This is a genomic window from Shinella agrisoli, from assembly GCF_046557955.1.
Classification (GTDB): Bacteria; Pseudomonadota; Alphaproteobacteria; order Rhizobiales; family Rhizobiaceae; genus Shinella.
In genome coordinates this window covers 74678-96430 of record NZ_JBJIEP010000008.1, presented here as the reverse complement: position 1 = coordinate 96430, position 21753 = coordinate 74678, and the positions used below count along the sequence as shown (strand labels likewise).

Here is a 21753-nt window from a genome sequence, read left to right as displayed (position 1 = left end):
TCCCGGCCCTCATGAGTGAACTCGATATCCAGATTTCCGTCGAGGAGGGCGCATGGCCCCCCGAGGAGCACCTGTTGGCGATGAGCGGGCGCGTGCTCGGCGCGGCCGCGGACTACCTTCGCAAGCAGGAACGGCAGCCCTTCCCGAAGGCCGACGCGCCGGAAGTCTCCCTCGTCTTCACGAACGATGCGGAGATCCGCGGCATCAATGCGCAGTGGCGCAACCAGGACAAGCCGACCAACGTGCTCTCCTTTCCGGCGTCACCCCTGACGCCCGGGAAAATGCCCGGTCCCATGCTTGGCGACATCATTTTCGCGCAGGAGACGCTGACCCGCGAGGCGGCGGATCTCGGCAAGTCCTTCGACGATCATCTCACGCATCTCATGGTGCATGGATTTCTGCATCTCTTCGGCTATGATCACATGGAAGACGAAGAAGCGGAAAAAATGGAGAGGCTGGAGACTCGCATTCTTGCCGAGCTTGGCCTATCTGACCCTTACGGGGATGGCCCCGATGAATAGTTTGGACCAATGAGCGACTTCAAGAACCAGTCGGCAGCGACGGAAAAGAACGAGGCTGACGCCTCAAGTCAGGACGAGGCGGGCAGTAGTAGCAGCGCGCCGAAGCAGGAAGGCGGGGGCCGTTCATCCTTCTGGTCCCGTGCCGCACGGCTTTGGCGCATGACCGGCGCCTCGAGCCTTCGCAAGGACCTCGCCGAGGCCCTGATGACGGAGGAGAGCGGCGGCGAGCCGGCCTTCTCGCCCGAAGAGCGGGCGATGCTGCACAACATCCTTCGCTTCCGCGAGGTGCGGGTCGAGGACGTCATGGTCCCCCGCGCCGATATCGAGGCCGTCGACCAGGACATCACGATCGCCGAGCTCATGGTGATCTTCGAGGATTCCGGCCGCTCGCGCATGCCGGTCTACAATGAAAGCCTCGACGATCCGCGCGGCATGGTCCACATCCGCGACCTCCTCGCCTATGTCACCAGGCAGGCGCGCAACAAGCGCCGCAACGGCGCAAAGCCCGCCGCGGCGGCCTCCGGCGAGAAGCCGGCGAGGACGCCGAAGGCCGAGTTCGACCTCGGCCGCGTCGATCTTTCCAAGACGGTCGCCGAGGCCGGCATCATCCGCCAGGTCCTCTTCGTGCCGCCGTCCATGCTGGCCGCCGATCTGATGGCGCGCATGCAGGCCGACCGCACGCAGATGGCCCTCGTCATCGACGAATACGGCGGCACCGACGGCCTCGCCTCGCTGGAGGACATCGTCGAGATGGTCGTCGGCGACATCGAGGACGAGCATGACGACGACGAGGCGATGATCCAGCGCGTCGGCGACGACGTCTTCATCGCCGACGCCCGCGTCGAGCTCGAAGAACTCGCCGAGGCGATCGGCCCGGATTTCGACATCCGCGAGCAGCTCGAGGATGCCGATACGCTCGGCGGCCTGATCTTCGCCTCGCTCGGCCGCATCCCGGTGCGCGGCGAAGTGGTCCAGGCGGTGCCCGGCTTCGAATTCCACGTGCTCGACGCCGATCCGCGCCGCGTCAAGCGCGTCCGCGTCACCCGCAAGCGTGTCGGCTCCGTCCGCCGCCGCGAACGCCGGCCGGAAGGCGAGGCCATCGGCCCCGCCGCCGACCGCACCAGGCTCCCCGAGCAGCAGAACGACGGGGCGAGCGCCGAATAGGCGGCCGCCCCTTCCGCCCTGCCGAATACGATTGCCCTTCGGTAACGCGGGACAAGGCGCCGTTTTTTTGGAAGACTGGCCCGGCTGATTCGGGGACACATAGAGGGGACGGCATGGAGCGGCTCGCGGGCAAGGTCATGCTCCTGTCTGGGACAAGACGGGCGCTGGCGGCATTTCTTGCGGGCCTGATCGGGGTGCTGGCGCTGCCGCCCTTCGGCTTCTTCGCGGCGCTCTTCGTGTCCTTCACCCTGCTGGTCTGGCTCATCGACGGCGCCAGCGCCGTGCCGCAAGCCGGCTTCCCGAGGCGGCTTGCGCCGGCCTTCCGCATCGGCTGGTTCTTCGGCTTCGGCTACTTCCTCGGCGGGCTCTGGTGGCTCGGCAATGCGCTGCTGGTGGAGGCGGACGCCTTCGCCTGGGCGCTGCCGCTCGCCGTGTTCGGCCTGCCCGCCTTCCTCGCCTTCTACTACGGCCTTGCCGCGGCGCTTGCCCGCCTTCTCTGGTCGGACGGCATGGGCCGGATCGCCGCGCTCGCCTTCGCCTTCGGCGCGGGGGAATGGCTGCGCGGCACGCTCTTCACCGGCTTTCCGTGGAATGCCGTCGGCTATGGGGCGATGCCCGTGCCGCTGCTCATGCAGTCGTCCGGCGTCGTCGGCATTGCCGCCATGAATGCCCTTGCCGTCCTCGTCTTCGCCGCGCCCGCCCTCCTCGGCACGCGGCGGGGCAGGGTTCCCGGCCTTTCCCTCGCGGCTTTGCTCTTCGCCGCCCATGTCGCCTACGGCTATTACGCCCTCAATGTCGTGCCGGCGCCGCAGGACGGCGCGACCGTCGTCCGTCTCGTCCAGCCGGTGATCGACCAGGCGATGAAGCTCGACGATTCTGCGCGGGCGGACATCTTCGAGCGGCACCTGTCGCTGAGCGCCGCGGCGCCCGAGGCGGGCGGCAAGCGGCCGGACGTCATCGTGTGGCCGGAAACCTCGATCCCCTTCATCCTGACGGACAATCCGGACGCCCTCGTGCGCATCGCCGCGGTGCTGGAGGACGACCAGATGCTGATCGCCGGCGCCGTCCGCACGGAAAGCGCCGGTTCCGGCAAGGCGCCGCGCTACTACAATTCCATCTACGCGATCGACGGCAGGGGGCAGATCGTCGGGGCGGCCGACAAGGTGCATCTCGTGCCTTTCGGCGAATACATGCCCTTCGGCGAATTCTTCGAGAGCCTCGGCGTCAGCGCGGTCGCCATGCCGGGCGGCTTTTCCGCCGCCCGCGAGCACCAGATCCTGAACGCTGCCGGCAAGGGTTTCTATCCGCTGATCTGCTACGAGGCGATCTTCCCTTCCGAGATCACCGCCGCGGCCGATGGCGCGGCCGCGCTCCTCAACGTCACCAACGATGCCTGGTTCGGCAACACGCCCGGTCCCTACCAGCATTTCCAGCAGGCGAGGCTGCGTGCGGTGGAGCGCGGCCTGCCGCTGATTCGCGGCGCCAACAACGGCATTTCGGCCGTCGTCGACGTGAAGGGCCGCGTGCTGTCGGGCCTGGCCTATGACGTTCCCGGCTTCGTGGATGCAACCCTTCCGGGAAGGGCCGGGCCGGAAGACCGGGCAAAAAGGCAGAACTGGTCGTTTCTGATCGTCCTCGGCGTGCTCTTCGCGACAGCGGGCATTTCTCGCATTGGTTTTAGAAACAGGGTGAATTGACCCAAAACCCCTAAAATAGCATAGTGCACCCCGCCGGCCGTTCTCCTGTATTGTAGCGACCTTCAGAGTTTGCGCATACAACGTGACGTTAGGTTTTCATTAAGGGTGCCGGCGGGTGGGGCCATTCCGCGTTAGGACGAAAGTGATGATGGAAAACAAGAAGAAGCCGAATCCGATCGATATTCACGTCGGCAGCCGGATCCGGCTTCGCAGGACCATGCTCGGCATGAGCCAGGAGAAGCTGGGCGAGAGCCTCGGCATCACCTTCCAGCAGATCCAGAAATACGAGAAGGGCACGAACCGCGTCGGTGCGAGCCGCCTCCAGAACATTTCGAGCATTCTCAACGTGCCGGTCTCGTTCTTCTTCGAGGATGCGCCCGGCGAGCAGGCCGACGCCCAGGCCGGCCTTGCGGAAGCATCCAGCTCCAATTACGTGGTCGACTTCCTTTCCTCTTCAGAAGGCCTGCAGCTCAACCGCGCCTTCGTGAAGATCGGCGATCCCAAGGTGCGCCGCAAGCTCGTCGACCTGGTGAAGGCCCTGGCTGCCGAAGCCGAGATCGAGTGATCGGATCTCCTCCCATGGACAGGCAAGAGAACGGCCCTTCGGGGCCGTTTTTCGTTGGGGGGCTGGCGCTGTAGCGCCGGCGCGACAATCGCGGCAAATCGTCCGGGAATGCGGGACATAAACATATTCTTATGTCCTTCTGCGCTTGTCTTTGACCGACGAACTGAATAACAACGTCGAAGTTCATTTCTTTGAGGGGAATTCCCGCATGCGCAGCAGCTATCTCTTCACCAGCGAATCCGTCGCCGAAGGCCATCCCGACAAGGTGTGCGACCGCATCTCCGACGAAATCGTCGATCTGGTCTACCGCGAGGCCGTGAAGTCGAAGGTCGACCCGTGGTCGGTCCGTATTGCCTGCGAGACGCTTGCCACGACCAACCGCGTCGTGATCGCCGGTGAGGTGCGCCTGCCGCCGAGCCTCATGAAGAAGGACAAGGACGGCAAGGACGTCATCAATCCCTCCAAGTTCAAGTCGGCCGCCCGCAAGGCGATCCGCGACATCGGCTACGAGCAGGACGGCTTCAACTGGAAGACGGCGAAGATCGACGTGCTGCTGCACTCCCAGTCCGCCGACATCGCCCAGGGCGTCGACAACGCCGCCGACAAGCAGGGCGACGAAGGCGCCGGCGACCAGGGCATCATGTTCGGCTACGCCTGCCGCGAGACGGCGGAGCTCATGCCCGCGCCGCTCTACTATTCGCACCGCATCCTCCAGCTGCTTGCCGACGCCCGCAAAAAGGGCGAGGGCGAGGCCGCAAAGCTCGGCCCCGACGCCAAGAGCCAGGTGACCGTGCGCTATGTCGACGGCAAGCCGGCCGCCGTCGTCTCGATCGTGCTGTCCACCCAGCATCTCGACGCGAGCTGGGATTCCAAGAAGGTGCGCAAGGTCGTCGAGCCCTATATCCGCGAGGCGCTGGCCGACCTCAAGATCGCCGACGATTGCTCCTGGTACATCAACCCGACCGGCAAGTTCGTCATCGGCGGGCCGGACGGCGATGCGGGCCTGACCGGCCGCAAGATCATCGTCGACACCTATGGCGGCGCGGCCCCGCACGGCGGCGGCGCCTTCTCCGGCAAGGACACGACCAAGGTCGACCGCTCGGCGGCCTATGCGGCCCGCTACCTCGCCAAGAACGTGGTGGCCGCCGGCCTTGCCGAGCGCTGCACGATCCAGCTTTCCTACGCCATCGGCGTCGCCCAGCCGCTGTCGGTCTATGTCGACCTGCACGGCACGGGCAAGGTGAGCGAGGATGCCGTCGAGGCCGCGATCCGCAAGGTCATGGACCTCTCGCCGTCGGGCATCCGCCGCCACCTCGACCTCAACAAGCCGATCTATGCAAAGACCGCCGCCTACGGCCATTTCGGCCGCAAGGCCGGCCGCGACGGCTCCTTCTCCTGGGAGCGCCTCGACCTCGTCAAGGCCCTCAAGGATGCATTGAAGAACTGAGGCGATGATGACCGATGCAGAGCGCCGCAGCCGCGCGAGCGAAGCCTTTTTCGGCCGCCGCAAGGGAAAGCCGCTCAGGGAGCGGCAGGCGCAGCATCTTCAAACCCTGCTGCCGGAACTGAAAGTCGACCTTTCGGCCGAGGCCCCGGCAGACATTGCGTCGCTTTACGATTTCAAGCCTTCCCTCATCCATCTCGAAATCGGCTTCGGCGGCGGAGAGCACCTCATCCATCGGGCGCTGGAGCGGCCGGACACCGGTTTCATCGGTGTCGAACCCTTCGTCAACTCCATGGCGAAACTGGTCGGGCGCGTCGAGGAAACGGGCGCGAGGAACATCCGGCTCTACGATGACGATGCGACGGCGCTTCTCGACTGGCTGCCTGCGGCCTCGGTCGACCAGATCGACCTTCTCTATCCCGATCCATGGCCGAAGAGGAAGCACTGGAAGAGGCGGTTCGTGTCGAGGGTCAATCTCGACCGCTTTGCCCGGGTGATGAAGCCGGGCGGGCTCTTCTGCTTCGCGTCCGACATCGACACCTATGTCAACTGGACGCTTATGCACTGCGGGGCTCATCCCGCTTTCGTGTGGACCGCGGAAAACGCGGTCGACTGGCTGGCGCCGTTTGCCGGCTGGCCGGGCACGCGCTACGAGGCGAAGGCCAGGCGCGAGGGCCGCAAGTCCGCCTATCTCACCTTCCGCCGTCTCTGACGGAAAGCGATCGGCGCGGCGTCAGTGCAGGCTGACGGTGCGCAGGTCGTCCTCGGCAGCCTTGAAGAAGGTGCTCGAGCGGTTGTCGGTCAAGAGGATCGGCGTGCCGTCCGCGCCGAACAGCGCCCAGAGATCCAGGCTCGGATCGATCTCGGGGGCTTCCGGGAAGACGCGCGAGACTTCGTCCGCCTTCATCTTGCGGATATAGCCGACTTCGCCTGCGCCGAGATGTGCAAGGTCTGCCTTCGAAACGGTGGGGGTTGCGGTTTTCAGTCCCATCTTTGCCTCCATGGCAATGCCGGCAGGGCCGGCCACCGGACGCCCACGGCCACCATGGCCCATCGGTACGTCAGGCGATCAGGTTACGCTTGAAACGTTCCGGCGGGTGTTCCCGCAGGAACGGCTCGTGATCTAGTCTGATACGGAAATGTTAATTTTCTTTACCATTCGGACAGGTTCCGGCCGGACGAGGTCGACCGAGAGAAGGCCGTTCCTCAGTTCCGCGCCCTGGACGCGCATGCCGTCGGCAAGCACGAATGTGCGCTGGAACTGGCGGGCCGCGATGCCGCGGTAAAGATAGTCCCGCTCGCCGCTGTCGATCTGGCGGCCACGGATGACGAGCTGGTTCTCCTCGGTCGTCACCTCGAGCTCCTCGTCGGAGAAGCCCGCGACGGCGAGCGTGATGCGCAGGCGCTCGGGCGCACCCGTCTCGCCGTCCGGCCGCAGCCGCTCGATATTGTACGGAGGGTAGCCGTCATTGCCCTTGGCGATGCGCTCGAGGGTTTTTTCCATGGCGTCGAAGCCCAGGAGCAGCGGGCTCGTGAAAGGGGTCATGCGTGTCATCATCCAGTCCTTGGCTTTCAAGCGACTTCGACGGGACCCGGCCTCGGCATCCCGACGGCTGCAATATGGGGATTGCGGCGCGGTCGCGCAAGACGCTTGCGAAAGGCGATCCGGCAAATATAGTCGCCGCTTCGCCTGTGCGTCGCCGGCGGGAAACATAAGAAACAAGGGATGGAAACGGCATGTCCGAGCCACGGAAAATCATCATCGATACGGATCCCGGCCAGGACGATGCCGCCGCGATCATGCTGGCGCTCGGCAGCCCCGAACTCGACATCCTCGGCATCACCGCGGTGGCCGGCAACGTGCCGCTGGCGCTCACCGCCCGCAACGCCCGCATCGTGCTGGAATTCTGCTCCCGGCCGGATGTGAAGGTCTTTGCCGGCGCCGACAAGCCGGTCGCCCGCCCGCTCATCACCGCCGAGCACGTGCACGGCAAGACCGGCCTCGACGGTCCGGAACTGCACGAGTCACGGATGCCGCTGCAGGAGCAGCACGCCGTCGACTTCATCGTCGAGACGCTGAGGCGCGAGCCCGCAGGCACGGTGACGCTCTGCACGCTCGGGCCGCTGACCAACATCGCGACCGCCCTTGCCCGGGCGCCGGACATCGCCGGCCGCGTGCGCGAGCTGGTCATGATGGGCGGCGGCTTCTTCGAGGGCGGCAACATCACGCCGGCCGCTGAATTCAACATCTATGTCGATCCGGAAGCGGCGGCCGCCGTCTTCAAGTCCGGCATTCCCATCGTCATGATGCCGCTCGACGTCACCCACAAGGTGCTGACGCTGAAGAGCCGCGTGGCGAGGCTGCGCGAGATCGGCAGCCGTCCGGCCGTCGCGCTTGTCGAGATGCTCGACTTCTTCGAGCGCTTCGACGTGGAGAAATACGGCTCCGACGGCGGCCCGCTGCACGATCCGACCGTCATCGCCTATCTCCTGAAGCCCGCGCTCTTCTCCGGCCGCGACTGCAACGTCGAGGTCGAGACCGCCTCGCCGCTGACCGTCGGCATGACCGTCGTCGACTGGTGGCAGGTCACCGGCCGTAAGCACAATGCGAAGGTCATGAGGGACGTCGACGCCGACGGCTTCTTCGACCTCCTGATCGAGCGCGTCGGGCGTCTGTGATGCGCGGCCCCCGCAACGCCGCGTCCGGTGCGGAGGCCGGTTTCCACAAGGAGATGATGGGCCTTTACGACCGTTTCGCCGCGCTCGGCTTCCGCCCGGTGCTGCTGCGCCGTTTCGTGCTCCTCAACGGCGGCGTGGCGGCGGCGAGGGAACTCGTCTTCAAGCCCGGCACCACCGGCCTCGAACGGCTCCTCGACGCCGGCAAGCCGGAGCTTTCCATGGAGGCGCTGATGCTGCGCCCGGAATACCGCGGCCTCTTTTCGGACGCGGAGCTGAAGGAGGCCTCCCAGCGGCTGGCAAACGCGACCCGCTCCCGCTCCCGCGGCCGGCTCCAGCCGCAGCCGACGGAGCGAAAATAGCACCCGGCCGGCCATCGCAGCTTTGAAAAACTACGGGCGCAAATGCCGCGTGGGTGGATGTGCATGGCCTCCGGCAGGACACGACCGGAATCCTCCGGAACGACAAGGCCGGCGTTCCCGCCGGCCCTTTCCGCGTCAGGCCGCCGATTTGTCAGAACTCTTCCCAGTCGTCCTGGGCGAGCGCCGTGTTGCCGGCGACAGGCGGCATGGCGCGGGCCGCGGCGCGCGGCGCCTGGTAGCCGGCGCGCGGGGCAGGCTGCGGGCGGGCCGCCTGCTGCACGGGCTGGGGCGCGGCGGGGCTGCCGGCGCCGGCGCGGAAGCGGGCGACGAGCGACTTCAGCGTCTGGGCCTCCTCGTTCAGCGCCATGCTGGCGGCGGTGGTTTCCTCCACCATCGCGGCGTTCTGCTGGGTCACCTGGTCCATCTGGTTGACGGCCGCGTTGATCTCCTTGAGGCCGACGGCCTGCTCGGAGGCGGAAGACGAGATCTGGCGGATGAGCCCGTTGATCTGGATGACCTGCTCGGCGATCTTCTCCAGCGCGTTGCCGGCCTTGCCGACGAGATCGACGCCCTCGCGGACCTGCACCTCGGAGGTGTTGATCAGCGTCTTGATCTCCTTTGCCGCATTGGCCGAACGCTGGGCGAGCTCGCGCACCTCCTGCGCCACGACCGCAAAGCCCTTGCCAGCCTCGCCGGCGCGTGCCGCTTCCACGCCGGCATTGAGCGCCAGAAGGTTCGTCTGGAAGGCGATGTCGTCGATCACGCCGATGATGTTGGAGATTTCGCGCGATGAGTGCTCGATGCCGTGCATGGCGTCGATCGCCTTCTGCACGACCTCGCCGGACTTGCTGGCATCCTCGCTTGCGGTCTCGACCGACTTGGCGGCGACGCGGGCATTCTCCGCGCTGGAATTGACCTGCGAGGTGAGCTGGTCGAGCGCGGCCGCGGTCTCTTCCAGGCTTGCCGCCTGTTGCTCGGTGCGGTGCGAGAGGTCGGCCGCGCCCTTGGAGATTTCGCTGGTGCCGCCGCCGATATTGCCGACCGAGGCGTTGACCGTCTGGATCGTCTCCTCGAGGCTGGCGATCGCCGAGTTGAAATCGGTCTTGAGCTTGCCGTACTCGCCCGGGAAATCGCCGGAGAGGCGGAAGGCGAGGTTGCCCGAGGAAAGCTGGGCGAGGCCTTCGCCGAGGCGAGCGACGACGTCGCGCTGGAGGGCGCTCGATTCGGCGCGTTCGGCTTCCGAGCGGCTGCGCTCGGCCTCCGTCAGCTGGCGCTGGCTGTCGGCCTCGGCCTCGAGGCGCTTGGTATCGGCGAGCCGGTGGCGGAAGCCTTCCAGGGCCCTGGCGACCGCGCCGGTCTCGTCCGACCGGTCCTGGCCGCAGATCGGCTGCGTATAGATGCCGTCGCTGAGGGTCGCGACGTCGCCGACGAGGCCGGCGAGCGGCTTCTGCACGAAGGCGCGGACGGCGAGGTAGAGGCCCGCCAGGACGGTGCCGAGGACGATCAGCCCGCCGAGGATCATCATGGTGGTCTGGTCGTTGACCGGCGCGTTGATCGCCGCGCGCGGCACGTCGACCAGCACGGCCCATGTCGTGTTGATGTCCGGAAGCGCGAACGGATAGACGACGCGGTCGAAGGAGGCGAGCTCGTCGAAGGAGAGGTTCTCGATGTGGCCGGTCTTCCCGGTGGCGAGCGCTTCCTTGACCATGTCGGCGCCCTCGCCGTCGTAGTCCTTCATCAGGAGATCGGCGGTCGGGGCGACGATCCACTTGCCCGTCTGCGACAGCAGCATGACCCGGCCTTCGCCGAAGGGCCTCAGCTGGCTGAGCTTGTCGTAGAGCGTCTTCAGCGAGACGTCGACGCCGGTGACGCCGATGCGCTTGCCGCCCGACATGACGGGGTAGGCAATCGAGGCCATGGTGAAGTTCTCGCCGGTCGAGGTCTCCGCATAGGGCTGGCTCATCGCGCCCTTGCCGCTGTTCGCGGCCAGCGCGTACCACTCGGCCTTGTAGTCGGATGCGAAGGTGGAGAGCACGATGGAGCCGTCCTTGCGCTTCGTCCAGTAGGGGTTGAACGAACCGTCCTTGAACGTACCGGTCTCGAGCTGTTCGGGAAGCGCGCGCGACCTGCCGTCGAAGGCGTTCGGCTCCTCGGCAAACCAGCTGCCGAGCGCGAAGCTGTTCTTTTCCGCATTCGCCTTGATGATGTCGACGACTTCCCTGCGGTCGAAATGGCCGCCGGAATGGCCCTGCCCGATCACGCCCGCCATGGAGCGCGCCGCGCTCGCAAGCTGGCCGATATCGGTCGCGATGTCGGCCGCGATCGCCTTCGCCTCGGTGTCCGCCTTGGAATAGACGAGATCGGCGACGCGGTTCTGCGTTTGGGTGATGAGAACGGTGTTGGAGGCGAGCATCACCAGGGCGATCGTGCCGCCGGTGACCGCAATGAGCTTCGTCGCAAGCGACTTGGCCTGGAACTTGAACATGAAATCCTCACGATGAGAGACGTCCGCGGCGGCTGCCGCGAAGAGGCACATTCGTTTGCAGGGGGATCTCCATCATGGAGGGCGGGGCGCGCGACCAGCGCCGGAGACGGACCGGACGTCTTGCGCGAAGGCCGGTGTCTGGAGACTTCAGTAACCGATAAAATATTAATAAATAGCCAAGCTTCGCCGGCGCCTGCCTGCGCAACCGGCTGAATTTTCAGGCATCGCCGCAAAGCGACGCCCGATATGGCATTTGCGGGATTTGCCGGAGAGGCGGCCGCTCAGACCGCGGCATCGACGGCGGGAGCGAACGGAATGGAAGGCTGGGCGCCCGGCTTCAGGCAGGCGAGCGAGCCTGCGACCGCCGCGCGGCGCAGCGCCTGCTTGAAGGACAGGCCGGCATCGAGCGAGGCGGCAAGGTAGCCGCAGAACGTATCGCCGGCACCGACCGTATCGACCGGCTCGATCGCAAGGCCGGCGGCGCGGTGGATCTCGTTCTTGCGGATGGCGACGACGCCGTCGGCACCGAGCGTCACGATGATCGTCTGCCCGCTTTCGGCATGGAGCCTCTGCATGGCCGCCTCGCGCTCCTCGTCCGAGAGCTCGCCCTTGCCGACGAAGAGGTCGAATTCCGTCTCGTTGGCGACGAGGATGTCCGCCAACGCGCCGAGGCGTTTCGCCGCGGCGCTGAAGGGGGCGATGTTGACGATGGAGATCACGCCCTTCGCCTTCGCGCCGGCAAGCGCGGCCTCGATGGCCGGGTTGGGGATTTCGAACTGCAGCATCAGGTAGTCGCCGCGCGACATGGCGGCGAGGGTGCGCCTGGCGTCCTCGTCGGTGACCGTGCCGTTGGCGCCGGGCACGACGACGATGACGTTCTCGCCATCGGCGGCGACCAGGATATGGGCGGTCCCCGTCGCCTCGGCGGCGGAGCGTACGCCGTTGAGGTCCACGGCGGCGTCAGCGAGCAGCGCGAGCGCCTGGCTTGCCATGCGGTCATCGCCCACGGCGCCCGCCATGCGCACGATGGAGCAGGCGCGGCGGGCGGCGAGCGCCTGGTTGGCGCCCTTGCCGCCGGCGGCGGTGGTGAAGCTGGTGCCCATCACCGTCTCGCCCGGCTTCGGCAGGCGTTCAGGCGTGGCGATGAGGTCCATGTTGATGGAGCCGAAGACGGTGATCATGAGAGCTGCCCCTTGTCGTTTCCGCCGGACGATGCCCGAGGCGGTCAGTCCTCGTCAACCACTCTCAGGCGCAGCTGGCCCGTCCGGCTCTCGACGGCCTTCTCCGCCGGCTGGGAAAGTGCCGAAACCGTTTCGAATTCCAGCTCGCCGATGCGCGCGCCGCGCCGGGCGAGCTTTTCCGTCGAGGTGAGGATGAGGTCGACATCCTTCTGCGCGGATGTGAAATGGCCGTGGAGCTTGCGCACCCGGTCGTCGAGCCGCGTCAAATCGTCCATCAGCCGCGCGACCTCGCCCTGGATGACATGGGCCTGCTCGCGCATGCGCTGGTCCTTCAGCAGCGCCTGGAGCACCTGCACCGACAGCATGAGCAGCGACGGCGAGACGATGACGATGCGCGCGCGGTGCGCCCGCTGCACGACGCCCTCGAAATCCTCGTGGATGCTGGCGAAGATCGATTCCGAAGGCACGAAGAGGAAGGCCGTGTCCTGCGTCTCGCCGGCGATGAGGTATTTTTCCGCGATGTCGCGGATATGGGTCTCCATGTCCCGGCGGAACTGCTGCGCGGCGAGCTTGGCGGCCTCCGGCGCGCGTCCGTCCGACATGGCGTTCCACGCCTCCAGCGGGAACTTCGCGTCCACGACGAGCGGCGGCTGTCCGTTCGGCATGCGGATCGTGCAGTCGGGGCGCACGCCGTTGGAAAGCTGCGCCTGGAACTGGTAGGCGCCGGGCGGCAGGGCATCGGCGATGATCGCCTCCATGCGCGACTGGCCGAAGGCGCCGCGCGTCTGCTTGTTGGAGAGGATTGCCTGAAGCCCCACCACGTCCTTGGCCAGCGACTGGATGTTCGTCTGCGCATTGTCGATCACGGCAAGCCGCTCCTGCAGGCGCCGGAGGTTCTCGTGCGTCGCCCGCGTCTGTTCGGAGATCGACTGGCCGAGCCGCTGCGTCAGCCCGTCAAGGCGCGCATTGATCGCCTGGTTCGTCTCGGATTGCTTGGCGCCGAACACCTCCGCCATGGCGGCGACCCGGCCCTGCATTTCCGTCTGCGCCTTCAAGAGCTCGGCAAAGCGCATCTCCGCCATCGCCGCCGCCTCGCGCTGGCGCGCCTGGCTGCGGCGGGCCGAGAGGAGACCCAAGAGCGCGAGAAGCGCTGCGGCGAGCAGGGCCATCGCCGGGCCGGGACCGCCGAGCCGGGCGAGGAAGGAGGAAAGCAGCGCGTCGAAAGCGGGATCGATCATGCCGCGACCATATCACGGATTGCGGCGGAAACCAGATCATAACGTGAACAAATCGAGCGGCGGACCGGCAAAGTCGATTGAAAGCGCCCAAAAACCACGCTAAGGAGGCGCATGACCATCAAGCCGCTGATAATCCTTCCCGATCCGATCCTCCGCCAGGCCTCCAAACCCATCGAGACCGTGGACGGCGAGGTGAAGAAGCTTGCCGACGACATGCTCGAAACCATGTACGACGCGCCCGGCATCGGCCTTGCCGCCATCCAGATCGGCGTGCCGCGGCGCATGCTGGTGCTGGACGTCTCCAAGGAGGGCGAGGACAGGAAGCCGCTGGTCTTCATCAATCCGCAGATCGTCGCCTCGTCCGACGAGCGCTCGGTCTATGAGGAAGGATGCCTGTCGATCCCGGATTACTATGCCGAGGTCGAGCGCCCCGCGAAGATCACCGTCAAGCATCTCGACCGCGAGGGCAGGGAGCAGCTGACCGAGGCCGACGGCCTGCTGGCGACCTGCCTCCAGCATGAGATCGATCACCTGAACGGCGTGCTGTTCATCGACCATATTTCCAAGCTGAAGCGCGAGATGGTGATCCGCAAGTTCACCAAGGCGGCGAAGCTGCGCGGCAGCAAGGCCCTCTGAGGCTGCCGCCCGTAACATTCACGGAGGCTGACCGATGGCCCTTCGCATCATCTTCATGGGCACGCCGGATTTCTCCGTTCCCACGCTGGAAGCGCTTGCGAAGGCGGGCCATGAGATCGTCGCCGTCTATTCGCAGCCGCCGCGCCCTGCCGGCCGCCGCGGCCTCGAACTGGTGAAGTCGCCGGTGCACCAGGCTGCCGAACGGCTCGGCGTTCCCGTCTTCACGCCGGTCAATTTTCGCGCGGAAGCGGATCGCGAAGCGTTCCGCGCCCTGAATGCGGATGTGGCGGTCGTCGTCGCCTACGGCCTGCTGCTGCCGGAGGCGATCCTCGCCGGCACCCGGCTCGGCTGCTACAACGGCCACGCCTCGCTGCTGCCGCGCTGGCGCGGGGCGGCGCCGATCCAGCGGGCGATCATGGCGGGCGACGGCGAAACCGGCATGATGGTCATGAAGATGGACAAGGGCCTCGATACGGGTCCCGTCGCCCTCACCCGCCGTGTGGCGATCAGCGAGACCATGACCGCCGGCGAGCTGCACGACGTGCTGATGCAGGCGGGCGGCGCGCTGATGGCCGAAGCCATGGCGAAGCTGGAGGCCGGCGACCTGCCGCTCACCCCGCAGGCGGAGGAAGGCGTGCTTTACGCCGCCAAGATCGACAAGGCCGAAACGCGCATCGACTTTTCCCGGCCCGCCAGGGACGTGCACAACCATATCCGCGGCCTCTCGCCCTTTCCCGGCGCCTGGTTCGAGCTGCCGGTCGCCGGCAGGCCGGAGCGGGTGAAGGTGCTGGCGAGCGAGCGGGCCGGCGAAGGCTCGTCCGGCCCCGCCGGCATGGTTCTCGACGACCGGCTGACGGTTGCTTGCGGTGATGGCGGCGCCGTGCGGCTCGTGCGCCTGCAGAAGGCCGGCGGCAAGCCGCTCGGCGCGGCCGATTTCCTGCGCGGCACGTCCGTGCCCGCCGGCCAGGTCCTCGCCTGATGCCGCGCTATCGCCTGCGCATCGAATATGACGGCACGCCCTATGTCGGCTGGCAGCGGCAGGAGAACGGCCACTCCGTGCAGGGCGCCATCGAGGCGGCGGTCCTGTCGCTCACCGGCGAGACCGTTTCGATCCGCGGCGCGGGACGCACGGATTCCGGGGTGCATGCCCTCGGGCAGGTCGCCCATGTGGATCTCGCCCGCACCTGGAAGGAGCACACGCTCCGCAACGCGCTCAACGCCCACCTGATGCTCGCCGGCGAGCGGACCGTCGTGCTCGACGCGGCGGAGGTTCCGGGCGATTTCGACGCCCGCTTTTCCGCGGTGAGGCGGCACTATCTCTACCGAATCATCTCGCGCCGCGCGCCTCTGGCGCTGGAGGCGAACCGCGCCTGGTTCGTCACAAGGGAGCTGGATCACGATGTCATGCATGCGGCCGGCCAGGTGCTGGTCGGCAGGCACGATTTTTCCACCTTCCGCGCCGCCCAGTGCCAGGCGAACAGCCCGGTGCGCACCATCGACCGGCTGGAGGTGACGCGAAGCGGCGAGCTGATCGAGATCCGCGTCTCCGCGCAGAGCTTCCTGCACAATCAGATCCGTTCCTTCGCCGGTACGCTGAAGCTGGCGGGCGAGGGCAAGTGGACGGTGGAGGACGTGCGCGCGGCGCTCGAGGCGCGCGACCGCAAGGCCTGCGGCCCCGTCGCGCCGCCGGAAGGCCTCTACTTCCTGGCCGTCGATTACTGATTCAGCCCGGCAGCGTGCCGAGCAGGCGCTGCAATTCCTGACCGGCGATCATCGGCGGCAGCACGAAGATCGCCGTCATGGCGGCGGCAAGAAGCGTCTGCTTGCCGACGCACATCCACACGAGGCGGAACTGCAGCACGACGCTCGCGCCGAAGACGGCATAGAGCAGGAGGCCGGCAAAGGGGGCGCTTGCCGGCAGGAGAAGCGTCAGCGCGAAGGGGATGGCGGCCGCATAGGCGAAGGGGACGGCGATCCAGTTGCTGGCCGTCACGACGATTGCGAGATATTTGCCATAGCCGAGCGGGCGCGCCAGCACGGCGAGGAGCACGAGCGGCAGCAGCCATCCGGCGACGTCGATCACCAGCAGCTTGGCGAAGAAGTTGACGCCGGCGGCCGTCCCGGCCGGCATGCTGGCGAGGTAGTAGAGCCGCCAGGAGGCCCAGATGACGGCAAAGGCGGGCAGGCACCAGACGAAGGCCCAGAAGGAGCGCGCAAGGCCGCGCAAGGTCAGGTCGAGCCAGCCGAACCCCTCCTGCCTCTGCCGGAGCAGCAGGTAGATGCCGTTGAGGTAGTGCAGGACCTCGTCAAGACCGGGCATCGCCGAACCAGCGTTCGATGAAGGTCTCGTAGATCAGGGTGAGCGTCTCGAGGTCGGCGACCGCCACCCGCTCGTCCACCATGTGCATGGTCTGGCCGACGAGGCCGAACTCCACAACCGGACAATAGTCCTTGATGAAGCGCGCGTCCGAGGTGCCGCCGGTCGTCGACAGCTTCGGCGAACGGCCCGTGACGGCTTCGACGGCGCCCGACAGCGAGGCGATGAGCCGGTCGTTGCGCGTGAGGAAGACGTGGCTCGGCCGCTCGGCCCATCGGACGTCGTAGCGCACGGGCGCGCGGCCCGGCCGCAACGTCCCGTCGGCCGCGGCGGCGTCGAGCCGGCGCACGATCTCGGCCATCACGGTCTCGGCCGTCCAGGTATCGTTGAAGCGGATGTTGAAGCTCGCGCTCGCCTTTCCCGGCACGACATTCGTCGCCGGATTGCCGACGTCGATCGTCGTCACTTCGAGGTTCGACGGCTGGAAATTCTCCGTGCCGGCGTCGAACGGCGGGTGCATCAGCGCACCCGCCAGAGCGATGACGCCCCGAACCGCATTGTCGGCGAGATGCGGATAGGCGGCATGGCCCTGCACGCCGTGCACGGTGATCGTGCCGGAGACGGAGCCGCGCCGTCCGATCTTGATCATGTCGCCGAGCCGGTCCGGGTTGGTCGGCTCGCCGACGAGGCAGGCGTCCCAGCGCTCGCCGCGTGAGGCCGCCCATTCAAGGAGCTTGACCGTGCCGTTGACGGCAGGCCCCTCCTCGTCGCCGGTGATGAGGAAGGAGACGGAGCCCTTCGGCGGGCCGCTCTTTTCGATCCGGCGCGCGATGGCCGCCACGAAGCAGGCGATGCCGCCCTTCATGTCCACCGCGCCGCGGCCGAACATCTCGCCGTTCTCGATCTCCGCGCCGAAGGGCGGATGCGTCCAGGACGCTTCGTCGCCGGCGGGCACCACATCCGTATGGCCGGCGAACATCAGGTGCGGCCCCCCGGTGCCGATACGGGCGTAAAGGTTCTCGATGTCCGGCATGCCGGGCTCGCGCGCGGTCATGCGCTCCACCTTGAATCCGAGCGGCGCCAGCATGCCGGCCAGCGCCGAGAGCGCGCCGCCTTCGGCCGGCGTCACGGAAGGGCAGCGGATGAGCGTGGCGAGATTGGCGATGGGGTCGCAGGAGGTCATGGGCATGCGGTCACGGCACGAGGGAAGAGAGGAATCGAGGTGTAGCCGATCGCCGGTGGCCTGTCACGCGCGGCCGATGCGCACGGCCGTCAGTCTTTCGGACGATCGGGCAGGCGGCCGTAGTCGTTCGGGCCGTTCGTGCCCGGCCAGACCATGAAGGCGAGGAGCGCGAAGAAGGAGATGGCCGGGACGAACAGACAGATGATGAGCGGCACCGGCAGGTTCATGTCGTGCAGCCGCTTGATCGTCAGCATGATGGAGGAGACGGTCGAGACGATGGCGACGCCGAAGAACACGATGGCCCACAGGAGGAAGGACGGATCCTCCTCCGGCACGATGACGATGCGGGCGAGCGCCGCCGAGAGCAGCATGAGCCAGAAGGCCCAGCCGAGCGCGAAGGGAAGCCGGCTCAGCCGGCCGGACCAGCCGAAGAAGAGCCAGGCGAGGCCCGGCCTCCGCTCCCCGGCAGCCGCCATGGCTTCAGTCCCTGAGCAGTTCGTTGATGCCGGTCTTCGAGCGGGTCTGCGCGTCGACGCGCTTGACGATGACGGCGCAGTAGAGGCTGGGCGCCGGCTGGCCGTTCGCCATGACCTTGTCGGAGGGCATGGAGCCGGCGACGACGACGGAATAGGGCGGCACCTCGCCATAGGTCACCTCGCCGGTCGCCCGGTCGACGATCTTGGTCGACTTGCCGATGAAGACGCCCATGCCGAGCACCGAGCCCTCGCGCACGATGCAGCCCTCGACGACTTCCGAGCGGGCGCCGATGAAGCAATTGTCCTCGATGATGGTCGGGCCGGCCTGCATCGGCTCCAGCACGCCGCCGATGCCGACGCCGCCGGAAAGGTGCACGTGCTTGCCGATCTGCGCGCAGGAGCCGACCGTCGCCCAGGTGTCGACCATCGTGCCCTCACCGACATAGGCGCCGAGGTTGACGAAGGAGGGCATCAGGATGGCGTTCGGCGCGATGTAGGCCGAGCGGCGCACCACGCAGTTCGGCACGGCGCGGAAGCCGGCCCGCTCGAATTCGTTGACGCTCCAGCCGTCGAACTTGGAGGGCACCTTGTCCCACCAGGCCGAGTCGCCCGGGCCGCCCTTGACGATCTCCATCGGGTTGAGCCGGAAGGACAGGAGAACGGCCTTCTTGAGCCACTGGTTCACCGTCCAGGTGCCGTCCGCGCCGCGCTCCGCGACGCGAGCCTTGCCGCTGTCGAGCAGGTTGAGGGCCGTCTCCACCGCGTCGCGCACCTCGCCGCGCGTTCCGATATTGATGCCGTCGCGTTCCTCGAAGGCGCGCTCGATGGTTGCGGAAAGTGTGGCGAGGTCGGACGTGCTCATCGGAATTCCTTAAACTTCGACGCTTATTTTCGATTGTCGGGATGCCGGAAGGTCGATTTCATCAATCAGCAAAATGCTCTAGAGCAAGTGCCCGGAAAGATGAAGCCCTTTTCCGGCAGATACTGTCGCACGGGCGAAACGGCAATCCCGTGAGACGGGAAGCAGGGAAGAAGACATGGCAAGACTGAGGAAGAAGAATCTGCGTCGCAAGGACGGCGTATGGGATCCGTTGGCAGACAGCGCGCAGGACAAGTACCGCGCCGCGGTCGTGCCGCAGACGCCGCAATCGGCCCATCCGGCCTATCGGCTCGCCTATGTCGACGACGATTTCCTCTGCCGCGAGGAACTGCGCCCGGTGCGCCTCCAGCTCGAACTCCTGAAGGTCGAGATGATGCTGGCCGAGCGCGGCATCAAGTCGACGGTCGTCATGTTCGGCGGCGCGCGCATTCCCGCCCCCGGCCAGGAGGCCTGGGCGGCGCGCAACGAGACGCAGCGCGCCAATCTGGAAGCCGCCTCGATCTACTACGAGGAGGCCCGCAAGTTCGCGCGCATGTGCTCGCAGAAGTCCGCCGAGCTCGGCTTCAAGGAATATGTCGTCGTCACCGGCGGCGGGCCGGGCGTCATGGAGGCGGGCAACCGCGGGGCGGCCGATGTCGGCGCGCCGTCGATCGGCCTCAACATCGTGCTGCCGCACGAGCAGGCGCCGAACCCCTATGTGACGCCGGAGCTCAGCTTCAACTTCCACTATTTCGCGATCCGCAAGATGCATTTCCTGCTGCGCGCGAAGGCCGTGACCGTCTTCCCCGGCGGCTTCGGCACGCTGGACGAGCTGTTCGAGACCGTGACGCTGATGCAGACCGGGCGCATGGCGCTCGTGCCGCTCATCCTGTTCGGCAGGAAATTCTGGCACAAGATCATCGACTTCGAGGCCCTGGCCGCCTTCGGCACGATCGCGCCCGGCGACGTCGAGCTGATGCAGTTCGTCGAGACGGCCGACGAGGCCTGGGACATCATCGTCAGGTTCTACGAGAAGCTGGAAGCCGAGCAGGCCGCGGCAATCGCTCAGGGCTGAAACAAAAACGCCCCGGCATCGCCGGGGCGTTTTTCAATCGATGCGCTTATTTCTTGTGGCGCTTGCCGATCTCGTCGGCGGTGATGAAACCGTCGCCGTTGCGGTCGCGCTGCTTGAACATGGCGGTTGCGGCGGTTTCCATTTCGCCCTTGGTCAGCGTGCCGTTCCCGTCGGCGTCGGCGCGCTCGAACATGCGGCTCCCCAGGCGGTCGATCCGCGCTTCGCGCAGCGCCTTGCGGGCGGCATCCCGGGCTTCGCCCTCGGTCGCCTTCACCTCGCGGAAGGCCTTGCGGGCGTCGCGGAAGGCTTCGCGCTTCGCATCGACCTCCGCCTTCGTCACCTCGCCGTTCTTGTCCGCGTCGAAGCGCTCGAAGGTCTGCGAGGCGCGCGCCAGCATCTCGTCCTGCGAGACCTTGCCGTCGCCGTTGGCGTCGAGGCGCTTCAGCATGCGTTCGGCACGCTGTTCGCCGCCCTTGCCGTGATGCCCCTTGCCCTTGCCGGGGCGGGCATCCGCCGTGTCGAGGGCGCCGTCCTTGTTGCTGTCGCGGCGTTCGAAGATCCTTTCGGCGGCGGCAAGCACCTCGGCCTCGCTGAGCGAGCCGTTCTTGTCGGCATCGGCACGGTCGAACATACGGCCCGCGCCCGGCATGCTGTAAGGGCCGGCAGCGCGCAGCGCCTCGCGGGCCTTGTCCCTGTCGGCATCGGCCGCCTCCCGGACGGCCTTTCGGGCGTCCCTGAACGCATCCCGGCGCGCCTTGATCTCGTCCTTCGTCACCTCGCCGTTGCCGTCGGCATCGAAGGTCCCGAAGGCTGCCGAGACGTTCGTCTTGAACTCGTCGAGCGAGACCTTGCCGTCCTTGTCGGCATCGAGGCGCTCGATCATTGCGGCACGGCGCGGCTGATGCCTGTCTTCGCCCTTGGCGGCGAAAGCGGTGGTGCCCGAAAGAAGAAGGCCGGCTGCGACGGCGCTGAGAAGAAGTTCCTTTTTGGCCATGGTCATTCCTTTCCATCCATCATCGTCCCTTGAGGGCAGGATAGAGGGAAGGCCGGCATGCACCAGTTACAAATTGGTAATTCAACCTTTTGACGGGAAAGGGTTTTTTCCGTGTCGGGATTGTGTCGCGGTAACCGCGCCGGCTAAAGAAGCGCGTTGAGAAACGCCGTCAGGTCCGACGTCGCATAGTCGATGTGCCTGTCCTCTTGCGTGCGCTTCTCCCAGGCGTCGACGAATTCGTGGCTCTCGTCGCGCGGGGTCAGCAGCACCGTCTTCATGCCGAGCGTCTTCGGCACGACGAGGTTGCGCGGAAGGTCCTCGAACATCACCGCATGCCGTGTGTCGACCCGGTGCAGCGCCATGAACTTGTCGTAGGTCGCGCCCGCGGGCTTGGGCACATATTCCGCCGCCACGATGTCGAACACATCGTCGAAATGGTGGAAGATGCCGAGGGCTTTCGCCGCCATTTCGGCATGCTTCACGCTGCCGTTGGTGAAGATGAACTTGCGGCCCGGCAATGCCTGGATCGCCTCGCCGAGCGGAAGGTCCGGTGAAAGCACGTCGTAGTTGATCGCGTGGGCCTTTTCCAGGAAGTCGGACGGGGCGATGTCGTGATGGATCATCAGGCCCTTCAGCGTCGTGCCGTGGTCGTAATAGTACTGCTTCTGCAAGGCCCGCGCCTCCTCCCGCGACAGTCCGAGCAGGCTTGAAACGTAAGCCGTCATGTTCTTGTCGATCTGGGCGAAGAGGTCGACGTGATGCGGGTAGAGCGTGTTGTCGAGGTCGAAGACCCATTCACGCACGTGGGCGAAGTCGGCTTTGTTCGGAAGGTCGGTCATGGGCCGTTTATGCCATGGGCGATGTCCGAGGGAAACGGAAT

General features: G+C 66.6%; 23 protein-coding genes. 12 read left to right on the top strand and 11 right to left on the bottom strand.

Annotated features, from left to right (window positions below; genetic code table 11):
- The first annotated feature begins 11 nt into the window (after positions 1 to 11).
- The 6 genes from ybeY to trmB all read left to right on the top strand — a co-directional run bounded on the left by ybeY (position 12) and on the right by trmB (position 6103).
- The gene (gene ybeY, locus ACIIOY_RS10615) at positions 12 to 521 is read left to right on the top strand and encodes an rRNA maturation RNase YbeY (protein WP_411034626.1); all 510 of its coding nucleotides are present in this window, start codon (positions 12 to 14) and stop codon (positions 519 to 521) included.
- A gap of 9 nt (positions 522 to 530) precedes the next feature.
- The gene (locus ACIIOY_RS10610) at positions 531 to 1685 is read left to right on the top strand and encodes a hemolysin family protein (RefSeq protein WP_411034625.1); all 1155 of its coding nucleotides are present in this window, start codon (positions 531 to 533) and stop codon (positions 1683 to 1685) included.
- Positions 1686 to 1798: 113 nt separating this feature from the next.
- A complete protein-coding gene (lnt, locus tag ACIIOY_RS10605) occupies positions 1799 to 3382 on the top strand; it encodes an apolipoprotein N-acyltransferase (protein WP_411034624.1) in 1584 nt (527 codons plus the stop codon).
- 145 nt (positions 3383 to 3527) lie between these two features.
- Positions 3528 to 3947, top strand: coding sequence for a helix-turn-helix domain-containing protein (locus ACIIOY_RS10600; RefSeq protein ID WP_411034623.1), 420 nt, complete (start codon positions 3528 to 3530; stop codon positions 3945 to 3947).
- Between the two features lie 208 nt (positions 3948 to 4155).
- On the top strand, positions 4156 to 5394 hold the full coding sequence (metK, locus tag ACIIOY_RS10595) for a methionine adenosyltransferase (RefSeq protein WP_411034622.1): 1239 nt from the start codon (positions 4156 to 4158) through the stop codon (positions 5392 to 5394).
- Positions 5395 to 5401: 7 nt separating this feature from the next.
- The gene (gene trmB, locus ACIIOY_RS10590; RefSeq protein WP_411034755.1) at positions 5402 to 6103 is read left to right on the top strand and encodes a tRNA (guanosine(46)-N7)-methyltransferase TrmB; all 702 of its coding nucleotides are present in this window, start codon (positions 5402 to 5404) and stop codon (positions 6101 to 6103) included.
- A 21-nt stretch (positions 6104 to 6124) separates the two neighbouring features.
- Here the strand turns inward: trmB and ACIIOY_RS10585 are convergent, their stop codons facing one another.
- Both ACIIOY_RS10585 and ACIIOY_RS10580 read right to left on the bottom strand, forming a co-directional pair.
- Positions 6125 to 6382 carry a BQ00720 family protein gene (locus tag ACIIOY_RS10585; RefSeq protein ID WP_411034621.1) on the bottom strand — a complete coding sequence of 86 codons (258 nt, stop codon included), beginning with the start codon at positions 6380 to 6382 and terminating at the stop codon, positions 6125 to 6127.
- A 132-nt stretch (positions 6383 to 6514) separates the two neighbouring features.
- Positions 6515 to 6946 carry an Hsp20 family protein gene (locus ACIIOY_RS10580; protein ID WP_411034620.1) on the bottom strand — a complete coding sequence of 144 codons (432 nt, stop codon included), beginning with the start codon at positions 6944 to 6946 and terminating at the stop codon, positions 6515 to 6517.
- Between the two features lie 182 nt (positions 6947 to 7128).
- Here ACIIOY_RS10580 and ACIIOY_RS10575 point away from each other — a divergent pair, with 182 nt between their 5' ends.
- Together ACIIOY_RS10575 and ACIIOY_RS10570 are read left to right on the top strand one after the other, a co-directional pair.
- Positions 7129 to 8070, top strand: a complete 942-nt coding sequence (locus tag ACIIOY_RS10575) for a nucleoside hydrolase (RefSeq protein ID WP_411034619.1) — start codon at positions 7129 to 7131, stop codon at positions 8068 to 8070.
- A complete protein-coding gene (locus ACIIOY_RS10570) occupies positions 8070 to 8429 on the top strand; it encodes a hypothetical protein (protein ID WP_411034618.1) in 360 nt (119 codons plus the stop codon). Before ACIIOY_RS10575 ends, ACIIOY_RS10570 begins: the two co-directional genes overlap by 1 nt.
- Positions 8430 to 8580: 151 nt before the next feature.
- Here ACIIOY_RS10570 and ACIIOY_RS10565 read toward each other — a convergent pair whose 3' ends face one another.
- The 3 genes from ACIIOY_RS10565 to ACIIOY_RS10555 form a co-directional block, all read right to left on the bottom strand.
- On the bottom strand, positions 8581 to 10914 hold the full coding sequence (locus ACIIOY_RS10565; RefSeq protein ID WP_411034617.1) for a methyl-accepting chemotaxis protein: 2334 nt from the start codon (positions 10912 to 10914) through the stop codon (positions 8581 to 8583).
- Between the two features lie 281 nt (positions 10915 to 11195).
- The gene (locus tag ACIIOY_RS10560) at positions 11196 to 12095 is read right to left on the bottom strand and encodes a ribokinase (protein WP_411034616.1); all 900 of its coding nucleotides are present in this window, start codon (positions 12093 to 12095) and stop codon (positions 11196 to 11198) included.
- 44 nt (positions 12096 to 12139) lie between these two features.
- Entirely contained in the window at positions 12140 to 13333 is a 1194-nt protein-coding gene (locus ACIIOY_RS10555; protein ID WP_411034615.1) for a DNA recombination protein RmuC, read from the bottom strand.
- A gap of 111 nt (positions 13334 to 13444) precedes the next feature.
- On the opposite strand from ACIIOY_RS10555, the gene def reads away from it, so the two are divergent.
- Genes def through truA form a run of 3 tightly spaced genes read left to right on the top strand, consistent with a single transcriptional unit; the run spans position 13445 to position 15691 of the window.
- Positions 13445 to 13969 (top strand): peptide deformylase, encoded by a 525-nt coding sequence (def, locus tag ACIIOY_RS10550; RefSeq protein WP_411034614.1) that lies wholly within the window; start codon positions 13445 to 13447, stop codon positions 13967 to 13969.
- Positions 13970 to 14003: 34 nt separating this feature from the next.
- Positions 14004 to 14948 carry a methionyl-tRNA formyltransferase gene (gene fmt / locus ACIIOY_RS10545; RefSeq protein WP_411034613.1) on the top strand — a complete coding sequence of 315 codons (945 nt, stop codon included), beginning with the start codon at positions 14004 to 14006 and terminating at the stop codon, positions 14946 to 14948.
- Entirely contained in the window at positions 14948 to 15691 is a 744-nt protein-coding gene (gene truA, locus ACIIOY_RS10540; protein ID WP_411034612.1) for a tRNA pseudouridine(38-40) synthase TruA, read from the top strand. Before fmt ends, truA begins: the two co-directional genes overlap by 1 nt.
- Position 15692: 1 nt before the next feature.
- Here truA and ACIIOY_RS10535 read toward each other — a convergent pair whose 3' ends face one another.
- From ACIIOY_RS10535 to dapD, 4 genes are all read right to left on the bottom strand, one after another.
- A complete protein-coding gene (locus tag ACIIOY_RS10535; RefSeq protein ID WP_411034611.1) occupies positions 15693 to 16289 on the bottom strand; it encodes a hypothetical protein in 597 nt (198 codons plus the stop codon).
- Positions 16276 to 17469 carry a succinyl-diaminopimelate desuccinylase gene (gene dapE / locus ACIIOY_RS10530; protein ID WP_411034754.1) on the bottom strand — a complete coding sequence of 398 codons (1194 nt, stop codon included), beginning with the start codon at positions 17467 to 17469 and terminating at the stop codon, positions 16276 to 16278. The genes ACIIOY_RS10535 and dapE overlap by 14 nt, the downstream gene beginning before the upstream one ends.
- 89 nt (positions 17470 to 17558) lie before the next feature.
- Entirely contained in the window at positions 17559 to 17945 is a 387-nt protein-coding gene (locus ACIIOY_RS10525) for a DUF805 domain-containing protein (RefSeq protein ID WP_411034610.1), read from the bottom strand.
- Positions 17946 to 17949: 4 nt separating this feature from the next.
- Positions 17950 to 18807, bottom strand: a complete 858-nt coding sequence (gene dapD / locus ACIIOY_RS10520; protein ID WP_411034609.1) for a 2,3,4,5-tetrahydropyridine-2,6-dicarboxylate N-succinyltransferase — start codon at positions 18805 to 18807, stop codon at positions 17950 to 17952.
- Between the two features lie 175 nt (positions 18808 to 18982).
- Between dapD and ACIIOY_RS10515 the strand changes: the two genes are divergently transcribed.
- Entirely contained in the window at positions 18983 to 19879 is an 897-nt protein-coding gene (locus tag ACIIOY_RS10515) for an LOG family protein (RefSeq protein WP_411034608.1), read from the top strand.
- A 46-nt stretch (positions 19880 to 19925) separates the two neighbouring features.
- Here the strand turns inward: ACIIOY_RS10515 and ACIIOY_RS10510 are convergent, their stop codons facing one another.
- Complete coding sequence (locus ACIIOY_RS10510) at positions 19926 to 20873, bottom strand: EF-hand domain-containing protein (protein WP_411034607.1); 948 nt, start codon at positions 20871 to 20873, stop codon at positions 19926 to 19928.
- 143 nt (positions 20874 to 21016) lie between these two features.
- Positions 21017 to 21712 (bottom strand): pyrimidine 5'-nucleotidase, encoded by a 696-nt coding sequence (locus ACIIOY_RS10505; RefSeq protein ID WP_411034606.1) that lies wholly within the window; start codon positions 21710 to 21712, stop codon positions 21017 to 21019.
- Between the last annotated feature and the right edge of the window lie 41 nt (positions 21713 to 21753).

Coding starts and splice junctions, on each gene's coding strand:
- ACIIOY_RS10515 (WP_411034608.1), top strand. CDS start 18,983: ATGGCAAGACTGAGGAAGAAGAATCTGCGTCGCAAGGACGGCGTATGG.
- metK (WP_411034622.1), top strand. CDS start 4,156: ATGCGCAGCAGCTATCTCTTCACCAGCGAATCCGTCGCCGAAGGCCAT.
- truA (WP_411034612.1), top strand. CDS start 14,948: ATGCCGCGCTATCGCCTGCGCATCGAATATGACGGCACGCCCTATGTC.
- ACIIOY_RS10600 (WP_411034623.1), top strand. CDS start 3,528: ATGATGGAAAACAAGAAGAAGCCGAATCCGATCGATATTCACGTCGGC.
- ACIIOY_RS10555 (WP_411034615.1), bottom strand. CDS start 13,333: ATGATCGATCCCGCTTTCGACGCGCTGCTTTCCTCCTTCCTCGCCCGG.
- ACIIOY_RS10610 (WP_411034625.1), top strand. CDS start 531: ATGAGCGACTTCAAGAACCAGTCGGCAGCGACGGAAAAGAACGAGGCT.
- ACIIOY_RS10580 (WP_411034620.1), bottom strand. CDS start 6,946: ATGACACGCATGACCCCTTTCACGAGCCCGCTGCTCCTGGGCTTCGAC.
- ACIIOY_RS10525 (WP_411034610.1), bottom strand. CDS start 17,945: ATGGCGGCTGCCGGGGAGCGGAGGCCGGGCCTCGCCTGGCTCTTCTTC.
- fmt (WP_411034613.1), top strand. CDS start 14,004: ATGGCCCTTCGCATCATCTTCATGGGCACGCCGGATTTCTCCGTTCCC.
- dapD (WP_411034609.1), bottom strand. CDS start 18,807: ATGAGCACGTCCGACCTCGCCACACTTTCCGCAACCATCGAGCGCGCC.
- ACIIOY_RS10535 (WP_411034611.1), bottom strand. CDS start 16,289: ATGCCCGGTCTTGACGAGGTCCTGCACTACCTCAACGGCATCTACCTG.
- ACIIOY_RS10510 (WP_411034607.1), bottom strand. CDS start 20,873: ATGGCCAAAAAGGAACTTCTTCTCAGCGCCGTCGCAGCCGGCCTTCTT.
- ACIIOY_RS10505 (WP_411034606.1), bottom strand. CDS start 21,712: ATGACCGACCTTCCGAACAAAGCCGACTTCGCCCACGTGCGTGAATGG.
- lnt (WP_411034624.1), top strand. CDS start 1,799: ATGGAGCGGCTCGCGGGCAAGGTCATGCTCCTGTCTGGGACAAGACGG.
- def (WP_411034614.1), top strand. CDS start 13,445: ATGACCATCAAGCCGCTGATAATCCTTCCCGATCCGATCCTCCGCCAG.
- ybeY (WP_411034626.1), top strand. CDS start 12: ATGAGTGAACTCGATATCCAGATTTCCGTCGAGGAGGGCGCATGGCCC.
- trmB (WP_411034755.1), top strand. CDS start 5,402: ATGACCGATGCAGAGCGCCGCAGCCGCGCGAGCGAAGCCTTTTTCGGC.
- dapE (WP_411034754.1), bottom strand. CDS start 17,469: ATGACCTCCTGCGACCCCATCGCCAATCTCGCCACGCTCATCCGCTGC.
- ACIIOY_RS10560 (WP_411034616.1), bottom strand. CDS start 12,095: ATGATCACCGTCTTCGGCTCCATCAACATGGACCTCATCGCCACGCCT.
- ACIIOY_RS10565 (WP_411034617.1), bottom strand. CDS start 10,914: ATGTTCAAGTTCCAGGCCAAGTCGCTTGCGACGAAGCTCATTGCGGTC.
- ACIIOY_RS10570 (WP_411034618.1), top strand. CDS start 8,070: ATGCGCGGCCCCCGCAACGCCGCGTCCGGTGCGGAGGCCGGTTTCCAC.
- ACIIOY_RS10585 (WP_411034621.1), bottom strand. CDS start 6,382: ATGGGACTGAAAACCGCAACCCCCACCGTTTCGAAGGCAGACCTTGCA.
- ACIIOY_RS10575 (WP_411034619.1), top strand. CDS start 7,129: ATGTCCGAGCCACGGAAAATCATCATCGATACGGATCCCGGCCAGGAC.